We start from the raw sequence: 12,393 nt of genomic DNA on the forward strand, positions 1-12,393 counted from the left end.
GCCTCCATCGGCCGGTCGCGCACGTCCTGCACGCTGAGCGCGCTGGCGATGATCAGCACCTCTTCCAGCGCACCGCGGTCGCGGCCCTCCAGGATCATCCGGCCGATGCGCGGGTCGAGCGGCAGCCGCGAGAGCTGCCGGCCGACCTCGGTCAGCTCGTTGGCCTCGTCCACCGCACCAAGTTCGGCCAGCAGCTGGTAGCCGTCGGCGATCGCGCGGCCCGACGGCGCCTCCAAGAACGGGAAGCGCGCCACGTCGCCCAGGTGCAGCGACTTCATCCGCAGGATGACGCCGGCGAGCGACGAGCGCAGGATCTCCGGGTCGGTGAAGCGCGGCCGGCCGAGGAAGTCCTGCTCGTCGTAGAGCCGGATGCAGATGCCGTTGGCGACCCGGCCGCAGCGGCCGGCACGCTGGTTGGCCGCCGCCTGGCTGACCGGCTCGACCAGCAGCTGCTCGACCTTGCTGCGGAAGGAATAGCGCTTGACCCGGGCGGTGCCGGCGTCGATCACGTAGCGGATGCCCGGCACGGTGAGCGAGGTCTCGGCCACGTTGGTGGCGAGCACGATGCGCCGGCCGGTGTGACCGTCGAAGACCCGGTCCTGCTCGGCCTGCGACAGGCGCGCGAACAGCGGCAGCACTTCGGCATGGCGCAGTACCGGCTGGTGCGCCAGGTGGCCGCGCAGATGGTCGGCGGCCTCGCGGATCTCGCGCTCGCCGGGCAGGAAGACCAGGATGTCGCCGCCCGCACCGCCGGCCCAGAGCTCGTCCACCCCGTCGGCGATCGCCTCGTTCAGGCCATAGTCGCGCGATTCCTCGAACGGGCGCCAGCGCTGCTCGACCGGGAAGGTGCGGCCCGACACATGGATCACCGGCGCCGGCCCCTTGGCCGACGCGAAATGCTGCGCGAACCGGTCGGCGTCGATCGTGGCCGAGGTGACGACGATCTTCAGGTCGGGCCGGCGCGGCAGGATCTCGCGCAGGTAGCCGAGCAGGAAGTCGATGTTCAGACTGCGTTCATGGGCCTCGTCGATGATGATCGTGTCGTAGGCCTTCAGCAGCGGGTCGGTCTGCGTCTCCGCGAGCAGGATGCCGTCGGTCATCAGCTTGACCGACGCGTCCTTCGACAGCCGGTCCTGGAACCGGACCTTGAAGCCGACCACCTCGCCGAGCGGCGTCTGCAGTTCCTCCGCGATCCGCTTGGCCACCGACGACGCAGCGATCCGTCGCGGCTGGGTGTGGCCGATCAGCCGCCCCCGGCCCGGTTCGGCGTTCAGCTTGCCGCGTCCCATCGCCAGGGCGATCTTCGGGATCTGCGTAGTCTTGCCGGAGCCGGTCTCGCCCGAGACGATGACGACCTGGTGAGCCTCCATCGCGGCCTGGATTTCGTCGCGGCGGGCGGAGACGGGAAGGGATGCGGGAAAGTCGATGCGGAGGGTCACAGCCCGATTATCGCATTGCACGAGTTCACGTGCTACACTGGTTTTCGTGTCCCTGTTCGCCACGGTGCTGCCATGACCAACCTCACCATTGCCCTCGACGAGAACGTCGTCCGCCAGGCCCGCGTGCGTGCGATCCACGAAGGCACCTCGGTCAGCGCCAAGATCCGGGAATTCCTGACCGACTACGCGCAGGGCGGCAGCCGCCAGCAGTCGGCCGCCCAGGCCTTCGTGGCCGCCGCGCGCCGCAGCCGCGCCAACAGCGAAGGCGCCCGCTGGTCGCGCGACGATGCCTACGAACGCGCCTACCCCGGCGCCCCCGGTGCTGTCGGCACGGCCGGCGCGGGGTCGCCCGCGGGCACGGACGCATGATCTGTTTCTTCGACACGAACATCCTGCTCTACACGGTGGATGCGTCGGACCCGGTGCGCCAGGAGGCGGCGATCGCCTGCTTCGAGCGCGCGGCGGCCGAACATACGGTGGTGCTCAGTACCCAGGTGCTGCAGGAGTTCTACAACATCGGCACCCGCAAGCTGCGCCCGCCGCTCAGCCCGCGCGAAGCCCAGCACCAAGTGCAGCAGCTCTGCGCGTTCGAGGTGATCGGCAGCTCGGCGCAGAGCATCCAGGCCGGCATCGACCTCGCGCAGCAGCACCGCCTGTCGTGGTGGGACGCCCTCATCTTGGAAGCGGCGCTGCGCGCGCACGCCGATGTGCTCTACACCGAAGACGGCACGCATGGACAGAAGTTCGGCAGCCTGACCGTCGTGAACCCCTTCCGCTCGACTGACTGAACCCGCCATGTCCGCCGTCTTCAATTTCACCTTCGTGCCGTGGTTCCGCTCGGTCGCGCCCTACATCCACCTGCACCGCGGCAAGACGTTCGTGGTGGCCCTGGCCGGCGAGGCGATCGCCGCCGGCAAGCTGCCCTCGGTCGCCCAGGACCTGGCGCTGATCCAGAGCATGGGCGTGAAGGTCGTGCTGGTGCACGGCTTCCGTCCGCAGGTCAACGAGCAGCTCGCGGCCAAGGGCCATGCGGCGCTGTATTCGCACGGTATCCGCATCACCGACGGCGTGGCGCTCGACTGCGCCCAGGAGGCGGCCGGCCAGCTGCGCTACGAGATCGAGGCCGCCTTCAGCCAGGGCCTGCCGAACACGCCGATGGCGGGCGCGCAGGTGCGCGTCATCTCCGGCAACTTCGTGACGGCGCGTCCGGTCGGCATCGTCGACGGCGTGGACTTCAAGCACTCCGGCCTGGTCCGCAAGGTGGACACCGCCGGCATCCTGCGCTCGCTCGACTTCGGCGCGATGGTGCTGCTCTCGCCCTTCGGCTTCTCCCCCACTGGCGAAGCCTTCAACCTGACGATGGAGGAAGTGGCGACCCGGGTCGCGTCGGAACTGCAGGCCGACAAGCTGATCTTCCTGACCGAGACGCCGGGCATACGCCAATCGCCGCAGGAACCCGAAGGCGAGGACAACCCCATCGACACCGAGATGCCGCTGGCCGCCGCCGAAGCGCTGCTCGCCCAGCTGCCGCCGGCGCAACTGCCGACCGATCCGGCGTTCTACCTGCAGCACTGCGTGCGCGCCTGCAAGGCCGGTGTCGAGCGCAGCCACATCATCCCGTTCGCGGTCGACGGCTCGCTGCTGCTGGAGGTCTACGTGCACGACGGCATCGGCACGATGGTGATCGACGAGAAGCTGGAGGAAGTGCGGCAGGCCACCGGCGACGACGTGAGCGGCATCCTGCAGCTGATCGAGCCGTTCGAGAAGGACGGCACGCTGGTCAAGCGCAACCGCACCGAGATCGAGCGCGACGCCGACCACTACACGATCCTGGAGCACGACGGCGTGATCTTCGCCTGCGCGGCGCTCTACCCCTATCCGGAAGCGCGCACCGGCGAGATGGCGGCGGTGACCGTGTCACCCCAGAGCCAGGGCCAGGGCGACGGCGACAAGATCGTGCGGCGCATCGAGCAGCGCGCCCGCGCAATGGGCCTGACCAGCATCTTCGTGCTGACGACCCGCACCATGCACTGGTTCCTGAAGCGCGGCTTCCAGCCGGTCGATCCCGACTGGCTGCCGGAGGCCCGCAAGCGCAAATACAACTGGGACCGCAAGAGCCAGGTCCTGGTGAAGAAGCTGGTCTGATCCCGGCACCGCCCGCCTGCCCACCATGGAAGCCCCGCTGATCCTCGACCTGCTGGAAAGCCTGGGCATCGCGGCCTGCACCTTCGACGGGCAGGACTGCACCGAGCGGTGGAACGGCACCTTCCTGCACTTCTTCCCGGAGCACGCCGGCCGGATCCACCGCGGCGAACCCTACGAGGAGAACCTGCGCCGCTTCTACCGCGGCCGGCTGTCGGCCGACGAAATGCCGCTGATGGAGCGCTACGTCGCCGACGGCGTGGCGCGGCACCGCAGCCAGTCCCAGCCCTACGTCTTCCAGCACCGCGACCGCTGGCTGCGGGTCGCGTCGCTGCCGGGCCAGGACGGCCACCGGGTGCGGATCTGGGTGGAGATCGCCTCGCCGGAGCGCGCGACGGTGTCGCCGTTCGGCATGCTGAGCCTGGAGTCGGGCTCGCCCTACGACAAGCTCGCCGAAGGGGTGCTGGTGCTCGATCCGGACGGGCTGGCGCGCAGCTACAACCCGGCGTTCGCCCAGCTCTACCGCGTTGCCGCCCCGGCAGTGGTGCTCGGCCGCAGCTACGGCGACATCGTGGCGCAGGTCTGGCGCGAGGCCGGCGACCGGACGCCGCAGGACCCGGTCCAGCGCAGCGCCCAGCTCCACGAATACCAGCGCTTTCCCGGAGCACCGTTCGAGGTCTCCCTGCCCGACGACCGCTGGATGCGGGTGATCGTGCACCCGACCCAGGACGGGCAGCAGATCAGCATGCACAGCGACATCACCCAGCTGATCCGCCAGCAGCGCGATCTGCGCGCCGCCGAGCTGCGGGCGCGCGAGAGCGAAGCCCGCTTTCGCGGTGCCTTCGACCAGGCGGGCATCGCCACCTGCATGCTGGACGCCTTCACGCTGCGGTTCGTCGCCGTGAACGACGCACTGTGCCGCCTGGCCGCGATGCCGCGCGACGCCCTGCTCGCCTGCCATTTCGGCGATGTCGCGGAGATCGCCGGCATCTCGCCCCTGACCGGCCTGATGGCGGAACTGCGCAGCGGCCTCACCCACTTCCTGCAGCGCGAAGGCCGGCTGACGCGGACCGACGCGGCCCCGATCCCGGTGCAGCTCTCCTTCACGCCGATCCGCGACGCGCAGGGCCGCGTCGCCTCGCTGATGGTGCACCTGGAAGACATCCGACTGCGCAAACGCGCCGAAGAGCAGCGCGACGAATTGCTGCAGCGGCTGGAACACCAGGCCACGCACGACATGCTCACCGGCCTCGCGAACCGGATGTTGCTGCAGCAGTCGCTCGCCGACGCGACCGGCCCGATGGCGGCAGACGGCCCGCCGCGGTCGCACGCCCTGTGCTACCTCGACCTGGACGGCTTCAAGCGCATCAACGATTCGGGCGGCCACGCGGCAGGCGACGCGGCACTGCAGTCGGCCGCCGCCCTGTTCGGATCGTGCGTGCGACCCGGCGACTTGGTGGCCCGCATCGGCGGCGACGAATTCGCGGTGGTGCTGTGGAACTGCGGCGAGGCCGACGCGCGCGCAGTGGCCGAACGCATCGTCGCGCTCCTGCAGGAGCGCGGCTTCGGCTGGCAGGGCACGCACTACCCGCTCGGGGTGAGCATCGGCCTGCACGTCTTCGGCCCGGACGATTCGCCGGACCGTGCCATGGCCCAGGCCGATGCGGCCTGCTATGCCGCCAAGCGCGCCGGCCGCGGCCAGGTCCGCATCAGCAGCGGCGGCGGGAGTGCTACGGGCGGATCAGCCGCGCCGTAGCCGCAGCAGCACGCCCAGCAGCGCCAGGCCTAGCAGGACGAAACACACGAAAGACCAGTTGGCGATCGAGCCGCCGAGGAAGGTCCAGTCGATCGCGGTGCAGTCGCCGCTGCCCTTGAAGATCATCGGGATCGCGCGCTTCAACGGGAAGGTCTCGATCATTCCGTAGAAGTCGCGGCTGCAGGAGGCGAATTCCGGCGGGTACCACTGCAGCCAGCTCTGCCGCGCCGCGACGAAGGCGCCGAAGGCCGCCGCCGCCACGCCGAGCGACCCGGCACCGATCCACAAGCCTTTTCGGCCGCTGGCGCCCGCCACGCCTGCGCAGACAGCTACCAAAATGAGAGCGTAACGCTGGACGATGCACATCGGGCAGGGCTCCAGTCCGACGACGTGCTGCAGATACAGCCCGAACGCCAGCATCGCCACGCAGGCCGCCGCCACCAGACCGAACACCCGCCGCAGCGACCGCGCCCTCCCCGTTGCCACACCCATCTGAGATCCCGTTCTATTCGACGAACACGCGGGCGCGCCGCGGTGTCAACACCAGCGTCTCGCCCTCGTGGAAGCCCTGTTCCTTGTACTGCTGCGCAGGAATCTGCGCCTCAATGATCGACTCCGTGCAGGAGCCGCCCGCCGATGGATCGTCGCCCACCGGGATAAGTTCCAGCCGGGCGATCGGGCCGACCACGATGGCGCGGCTGAGACGCGCGACGATGCCGCGCGGCCGGCCGTCCTCGTCGCGGCCGACGCCCTCGACGTGGCGCTCCACGTCGAAGTCGTGCGGGCGCACGTAAGCGGCGGCTTTCGCGTCCTGCACCGCCGCATGCTCGGGTGCCGCGATCTGCAGGCCGTCGAGGTGGACCTCGCCCTCGTGGGCGCGGCCGTGGAACAGGTTCACGTCGCCCAGGAAGCCGTAGACGAACGGGCTCGCCGGATGGTCCCAGACTTCCTGCGGCGAGCCGCTCTGCTCGATCCGGCCCTTGTTGATCACCACCACCCGGTCGGCCACTTCCAGCGCTTCCTCCTGGTCGTGGGTCACGAAGATGCTGGTCACATGCAGCTCGTCGTGCAGCCGGCGCAGCCAGCGGCGCAGTTCCTTGCGGACCTTGGCGTCGAGCGCACCGAACGGCTCGTCGAGCAGCAGCACCTTCGGCTCGACCGCCAGCGCACGCGCCAGTGCGATACGCTGCCGCTGGCCGCCGGAGAGCTGCGACGGGTAGCGGTCGGCCAGCCAGTCGAGCTGCACCAGGTTGAGCAGCGAATGCACCTTCTCCTTGATGAAGGCCTCGCTCGGACGCTGGCCGCGCGGCTTGACCCGCAAGCCGAAGGCGACGTTCTCGAACACCGTCATGTGGCGGAACAGAGCGTAGTGCTGGAACACGAAGCCGACGTTGCGGTCGCGCACATGCTTGTCGGTCGCGTCTTCGCCCGCGAACAGGATGCTGCCGGTGTCGGCCGTTTCCAGCCCGGCGATGATGCGCAGCAGCGTGGTCTTGCCGCAGCCCGACGGGCCGAGCAGCGCGATCAGTTCGCCGGACGCGATGTCGAGGTTCACGTCGCGCAGCGCCTGGAAATCGCCGAAAAGCTTGCTGACGTTGCGGATTTCGATACTCATGGGAACAGTCCTGTAATGGTCAGCGGAGCGCGCCGGCAGCCGGCGTGGCGGGGCCGGCCGACAGCGGCGCCTCGGGCGGCAGCTCGGCCGACAGACGCCGCTCGCGCTCGTGCCGCCATTCGACGATGGATTTGATGACCAGCGTGACCAGCGCGAGCAGCGCCAGCAGCGACGCCACCGCGAAGGCCGCGACCGACTGGTACTCGTTGTAGAGGATCTCGACGTGCAGCGGCACCGTGTTGGTCTGGCCCCGGATGTGGCCCGACACCACCGACACCGCGCCGAACTCGCCCATCGCGCGGGCATTGCACAGGATCACCCCGTACATCAGGCCCCACTTGATGTTGGGCAGCGTCACGTGCCAGAATGTCTGCCAGCCGGTCGCGCCCAGCACGATCGCCGCCTGCTCCTCGTCGCTGCCCTGCGCCTGCATCAGCGGAATCAGTTCGCGTGCGATGAACGGGAAGGTGACGAACACCGTCGCCAGCACGATGCCCGGCACCGCGAAGATGATCTTGATGTCGTGCGCCGCCAGCCACGGGCCGAACCAGCCCTGCGCGCCGAAGACCAGCACGTACATCAGGCCCGCGACTACCGGCGACACCGAGAACGGCAGGTCGACCAGCGTCGTGAGGAACGCCTTGCCCCGGAACTCGTACTTGGCGATCGCCCAGGCGGCGGCCACGCCGAACACCAGGTTGAGCGGGACCGAGATCGCCGCCGTCAGGAGCGTAAGCCGGATCGCGGCCCAGGCGTCGGGTTCGCGCAGGCCTTCCAGGTAGGCACCCCCCCCCTTGCGCAGCGCCTCGGTAAAGACAGCAGCAAGCGGGAGGATGAGGAACAGCACCATGAAGACCAGCGCGATGCCGATCAGCGTATAGCGGACCCAGGCCGCTTCGGTGGTGCCGGCGCGGGTGCGCGCCTGCGGGCGCTGCGCGGCAGCGGCCCCGGGAGTCGTCGGGATCGCGCTCATGCCGGCATCCCCGCATGGCGACGCTGCCAGGCCTGCAGGCCGTTGATGACCAGCAGCAGCACGAAGGAGATCAGCAGCATCACCACCGCGACCGCGGTAGCGCCGGTGTAGTCGTACTGTTCCAGCTTGCCGATGATGATGAGGGGCGTGATTTCGGACACCATGGGCATGTTGCCGGCGATGAAGATGACGGAGCCGTATTCGCCGATCGCGCGGGCGAAGGCCATCGCGAAGCCTGTCAGCAGCGCCGGCATGATCGACGGCAGGATCACCTTGACGAAGGTCTGGAGCCGCGTCGCACCCAGGCAGGTCGCGGCCTCTTCCAGTTCCTTCTCGGCGTCTTCCAGCACCGGCTGCACGGTGCGCACCACGAACGGCAGCCCGACGAAGATCAGCGCGATCACCACGCCTGCGGGCGTGAAGGCGAGCTTGATTCCGTGCGGCTCCAGGTACTGGCCGATCCAGCCGTTGCCGGCCAGGATCGCGGTCAGCGAGATGCCGGCGACGGCGGTGGGCAGTGCGAACGGCAGGTCCACCAGCGCATCCATGATCTTCTTGCCCGGAAACTTGTAGCGCACCAGCACCCAGGCCAGCAGCAGGCCGAAGACCAGGTTGACCAGCGCGGCGATCAGCGAGGCGCCGAAGGTCAGCCGGTAGGACGCCAGCACCCGCGGCGAGCTGACCGCCGCCCAGAACTGCTCGAGCGTCATCGAGAAGGTCTTCAGGAACAGGGCCGAGATCGGCACCAGCACGATCAGGCCCAGATAGAAGAGCGTGTAGCCGAGCGTCAGGCCGAAGCCCGGCAGCACGCGGCGGCCACGGCCGCGCGCGGCCGGCGCCGCCGGCATCGAAAGCGTCGCGTCGGCCATTTACTTGCCGACGGTGTAGATCTTGTCGAACTGGCCGCCGTCGTTGAAGTGGACCTTCTGCGCCTCGCCCAGGCCGCCGAACATCTCCTGCACGGTAAACAGCTGGATCGGCTTGAACACGTCGGCATGGCGCTTGAGCACGGCCTGCGAGCGCGGACGCAGCGCATGCTTGGCGGCGATCTCCTGCGCCTCGTCGGAATACAGGTAGTCCAGGTAGGCCTTGGCGAGCTTGGCCGTGCCCTTCTTCGCGACGGTGCGCTCGACCACGGCGACCGGGTTCTCGGCCACCACGCTGATCGACGGATGCACCGCGTCGACCTTGCCTTCGCCGAATTCCTTGTTGATCGACACAACCTCGGATTCGAAGGTGATCAGCACGTCGCCGATGTTGCGCTGCAGGAAGGTGGTCGTCGCGGCACGGCCGCCGGAGGCGAGCACCGGCACGTTCTTGTAGAGCTTGGTCAGGAACTCGGCGGCCTGCGCATCGGTGCCGCCCTTCTTCTTCACATAGCCCCAGGCACCCAGATAAGCGTAGCGGCCATTGCCGCCGGTCTTCGGGTTGACCACCACGACCTGCACGCCGGGCTTCACCAGGTCGTCCCAGTCCTTGATGTTCTTCGGATTGCCGTTGCGGGTCAGGAACAGCATCGTCGAGGTGGTCGGCGCCGCGTTGTCGGGGAAGCGCTTGTTCCAGTCCTTGGCGACCACGCCGCGGTCGGCCAGGAAGTCGATGTCGGTCGAGGTGTTCATCGTCACCACGTCGGCATCGAGGCCGTCGGCCACCGCACGCGCCTGCGCGCTGGAGCCGCCGTGGGCCTGGTCGATCTTCACATCGACGCCAGCGGTCTTCTTGTAGTGCGCGGCGAACGCGGCGTTGTAGTCCTTGTAGAACTCGCGGGCCACGTCGTAGGAGGCGTTGAGCAGCGAATTCTGGGCGGAAGCGAGGGTCGATGCGGCGAGGGCGACGACGGCCAGGGCGGCCTTGAGACGGGTTTTCATGCGGTTGCAGGTGCGGGAATGGGAAAGGAGGAAGTGTCGGTGCCGAGCGCCAGGTTGCCGGTCAGCGATTGCAGCAACGCCAGTCCGAGTGGCCATTCTCCATGGCCCGACTCGACGTTGATGTGGCCGGCGTCGGGCAGGCGCATGAACTCGCTGCCCCAGGACCGCGCATAGGCGCCGGACAACCGGATCGGGCAGAACGGATCGTTGCTGCTGCCGACCACGATGCTGCGGTACGGCAGCCGCTTGTGCGGCACCGGCGCGAAGTCGCTCAGCACCGCCAGCCGTTCCGGGTTAGCCGGAGCGACCATCAGGGCGCCGACGATACGTGCCTGCGCCGCGGGCCCCAAATGACTAGCCGCGATGCAGCCCAGGCTGTGCGCCACGATCACCGCCGGGCGGTCGGAGGCGAGCACCAGCCGCTCCAGGGCCGACACCCAGGCCGTACGGTTCGGCGTGACCCAGTCGTCCTGCTCCACCCGGTGTGCGTCCGGCAGGCGCGCGGCCCATAGGCTCTGCCAGTGGCCCGGCCCGGAGTCGCGCCAGCCCGGCACGATGATGATGCGGGGCGACGCGGCCACCGGCGGTTTACTTGTTGGGCTGCGGCGTGACCCGCAGGTAGGGCTTGACAGCCTTGAAGCCCTTCGGGAAACGCTGCGCCAGTTCGGCCGGGTCCTGGATGCTCGGCAGGATGACGACGTCGTCGCCGTCCTTCCAGTTCGCAGGCGTGGCGACCTTGTGGCTGTCGGTCAGCTGCAGCGAGTCGATCACCCGGACCAGCTCGTCGAAGTTGCGGCCGGTGCTGGCCGGATAGGTCAGCGTCGCGCGGATCTTCTTCTGCGGATCGATGAAGAACACGCTGCGCACCGTGGCGGTGGCCGACGCGTTGGGGTGGATGAGATCGTACAGCTCCGACACCTTGCGGTCGGCATCGGCCAGGATCGGGAAGTCGACCGTGGTGTTCTGCGTTTCGTTGATGTCGCCGATCCACTGCTGGTGCTTGTCGACCGGGTCGACGCTGATCGCAATCGGCTTGACGCCACGTTTGACGAACTCGCCGGACAGCGCGGCGGTACGACCGAGTTCGGTGGTGCAGACCGGCGTGAAATCGGCAGGATGGGAGAACAGCACGACCCAGCTGTCACCGGCCCATTCGTGGAAATGGATCGGGCCTTGGGAAGATTCCTGCGTGAAATCGGGGGCGGTGTCGCCCAGGCGCAATGTCGGCATGCGTTCTCTCCTTGGAAGTGATGCGCTATTGTGTGAACGCGCCCTTACAAGCGGAACGAATATATTTTTGTTTAGTTATCTCGATAAGCGCATATCGAGTGTTTCGTCCCCAAAGAAAAAAGCTGCCGGAGCAGCTTTTTTTTGAGGAGCGGAGCGCATCAGCCGTTGATGTGACGGGCGATCGCCGCCGAAGTCGAGGCCGATTCCACCCAGCGACGCACGCGCTCGGCATCCGCGACACGGCTCAGCTTGCCGGCGGAATCGAGGAACACCATGATCAGCTTGCGGCCCGCAACGCGGGCCTGCATCACCAGGCACTGCCCGGCTTCCGAGATGTAGCCGGTCTTCTGCAGGCCAATCTCCCATGCGGGGCTGTGCACCAGCCGGTTGGTGTTGTTGTACTGCAGCGTGCGCTTGCCGACTTCCACCACATGGCTGGGCGAGGTCGTCAGTTCGCGCAGCGTCGCGTCGTTGTACGCAGCGCTCACCAGCGTCGCCAGGTCCCGCGCGCTCGACTGGTTGCGGCTCGACAGGCCGGTCGGCTCCACGTAACGGGTGTCGGTCATCCCGAGCATGCGGGCCTTGGCGTTCATCAGCGTCACGAAGGTGGTCAGGCCACCCGGGTAGGTCCGGCCGAGGGCATGGGCCGCGCGGTTCTCGCTGGACATCAGCGCGAGGTGCAGCATTTCGGCGCGTGTCAGCGTCGCGCCGACGACCAGCCGGGAGCTGCTGCCCTTCTCGGTATCGACATCGTCCTGGGTGATGGTGATTTCCTCGTCCATCGGCAGCTTGGCTTCGCTGACGATGACGCCGGTCATCAGCTTGGTGATCGAGGCGATCGGCAGAACCGCGTTGTCGTTCTTGCTGAGCAGGACTTCCTGGGTGTCCTGGTCGATCACCAGCGCCACACTGGAACGCAGGTCGAGCGGGTCGGTCACGGCATGCAAGCCGGCCAGCTGGCCGAACGACGGCCGCGCCGGGATGATTGCGGCCTTGACCGGCGCCGCACGCGCCACCACCGTCCGAACGCCCGGCACCAGCGTACGGGACACGCGCTGCGGCGCCACGCCGGCCACCTTGCGCACCGGAGCCGCCTTGGCAGCCTGCTTGCGTTCAGCGACCACGGCCACCGGCGCCTTTTTTGCTGCCACCGCCTTTTTGCGCTCGTTGGCATGGGCCTGCGGCGACGCGAGCGATACCGCCATGACGGCGATGCCCAGCAGAGGACCAAGACGACGCAAGACCGAAGGGTTACGACTCGACATCAAAGAATCTCCGGGGAGGCGAATGCAGAAAAAGGCACGCAAGAGCGCCCAAAAAAAATCGCACAAGATCAACGACTTGCACGATTTTCTTCAATAATTGCCGAA

At 68.0% G+C, this 12,393-nt stretch carries 13 protein-coding genes; 4 read left to right on the forward strand and 9 right to left on the reverse strand.

What is annotated here, in order from left to right:
- Nucleotides 1-1,439: ATP-dependent RNA helicase HrpA (hrpA, locus tag QZ500_RS08775; RefSeq protein ID WP_295853902.1), on the reverse strand; the 1,439-nt coding region annotated here is incomplete at its 3' end.
- A 72-nt stretch (nt 1,440-1,511) separates the two neighbouring features.
- On the opposite strand from hrpA, the gene QZ500_RS08780 reads away from it, so the two are divergent.
- Genes QZ500_RS08780 through QZ500_RS08795 form a run of 4 tightly spaced genes read left to right on the forward strand, consistent with a single transcriptional unit; the run spans nt 1,512 to nt 5,337 of the window.
- Complete coding sequence (locus QZ500_RS08780) at nt 1,512-1,808, forward strand: hypothetical protein (protein WP_295853905.1); 297 nt, start codon at nt 1,512-1,514, stop codon at nt 1,806-1,808.
- Nucleotides 1,805-2,227 carry a PIN domain-containing protein gene (locus tag QZ500_RS08785; RefSeq protein WP_295853908.1) on the forward strand — a complete coding sequence of 141 codons (423 nt, stop codon included), beginning with the start codon at nt 1,805-1,807 and terminating at the stop codon, nt 2,225-2,227. The genes QZ500_RS08780 and QZ500_RS08785 overlap by 4 nt, the downstream gene beginning before the upstream one ends.
- A 7-nt stretch (nt 2,228-2,234) precedes the next feature.
- Nucleotides 2,235-3,584, forward strand: coding sequence for an amino-acid N-acetyltransferase (gene argA, locus QZ500_RS08790; protein ID WP_295853911.1), 1,350 nt, complete (start codon nt 2,235-2,237; stop codon nt 3,582-3,584).
- A 25-nt stretch (nt 3,585-3,609) separates the two neighbouring features.
- Nucleotides 3,610-5,337: a diguanylate cyclase gene (locus QZ500_RS08795; RefSeq protein ID WP_295853916.1), complete on the forward strand. Its 1,728-nt coding sequence runs from the start codon at nt 3,610-3,612 to the stop codon at nt 5,335-5,337.
- Here the strand turns inward: QZ500_RS08795 and QZ500_RS08800 are convergent.
- The 8 genes from QZ500_RS08800 to QZ500_RS08835 all read right to left on the reverse strand — a co-directional run bounded on the left by QZ500_RS08800 (nt 5,323) and on the right by QZ500_RS08835 (nt 12,228).
- A complete protein-coding gene (locus QZ500_RS08800) occupies nt 5,323-5,829 on the reverse strand; it encodes a disulfide bond formation protein B (protein WP_295853918.1) in 507 nt (168 codons plus the stop codon). The genes QZ500_RS08795 and QZ500_RS08800 overlap by 15 nt on opposite strands.
- A 13-nt stretch (nt 5,830-5,842) precedes the next feature.
- Nucleotides 5,843-6,952: a sulfate ABC transporter ATP-binding protein gene (locus QZ500_RS08805; RefSeq protein WP_295853919.1), complete on the reverse strand. Its 1,110-nt coding sequence runs from the start codon at nt 6,950-6,952 to the stop codon at nt 5,843-5,845.
- 19 nt (nt 6,953-6,971) lie between these two features.
- A complete protein-coding gene (cysW, locus tag QZ500_RS08810) occupies nt 6,972-7,925 on the reverse strand; it encodes a sulfate ABC transporter permease subunit CysW (RefSeq protein WP_295853921.1) in 954 nt (317 codons plus the stop codon).
- Nucleotides 7,922-8,794, reverse strand: a complete 873-nt coding sequence (gene cysT / locus QZ500_RS08815; protein WP_295853923.1) for a sulfate ABC transporter permease subunit CysT — start codon at nt 8,792-8,794, stop codon at nt 7,922-7,924. The genes cysW and cysT overlap by 4 nt, the downstream gene beginning before the upstream one ends.
- Nucleotides 8,795-9,793 (reverse strand): sulfate ABC transporter substrate-binding protein, encoded by a 999-nt coding sequence (locus QZ500_RS08820; protein ID WP_295853926.1) that lies wholly within the window; start codon nt 9,791-9,793, stop codon nt 8,795-8,797.
- A complete protein-coding gene (locus tag QZ500_RS08825) occupies nt 9,790-10,374 on the reverse strand; it encodes an alpha/beta hydrolase (protein ID WP_295853929.1) in 585 nt (194 codons plus the stop codon). The genes QZ500_RS08820 and QZ500_RS08825 overlap by 4 nt, the downstream gene beginning before the upstream one ends.
- Before the next feature lie 7 nt (nt 10,375-10,381).
- A complete protein-coding gene (locus QZ500_RS08830; RefSeq protein WP_295853932.1) occupies nt 10,382-11,023 on the reverse strand; it encodes a peroxiredoxin in 642 nt (213 codons plus the stop codon).
- Nucleotides 11,024-11,181: 158 nt separating this feature from the next.
- Entirely contained in the window at nt 11,182-12,228 is a 1,047-nt protein-coding gene (locus QZ500_RS08835; RefSeq protein ID WP_295853935.1) for a serine hydrolase, read from the reverse strand.
- Between the last annotated feature and the right edge of the window lie 165 nt (nt 12,229-12,393).

This window comes from uncultured Xylophilus sp. (assembly GCA_913776965.1).
In the GTDB taxonomy this organism is placed as follows: domain Bacteria; phylum Pseudomonadota; class Gammaproteobacteria; order Burkholderiales; family Burkholderiaceae_C; genus Xylophilus.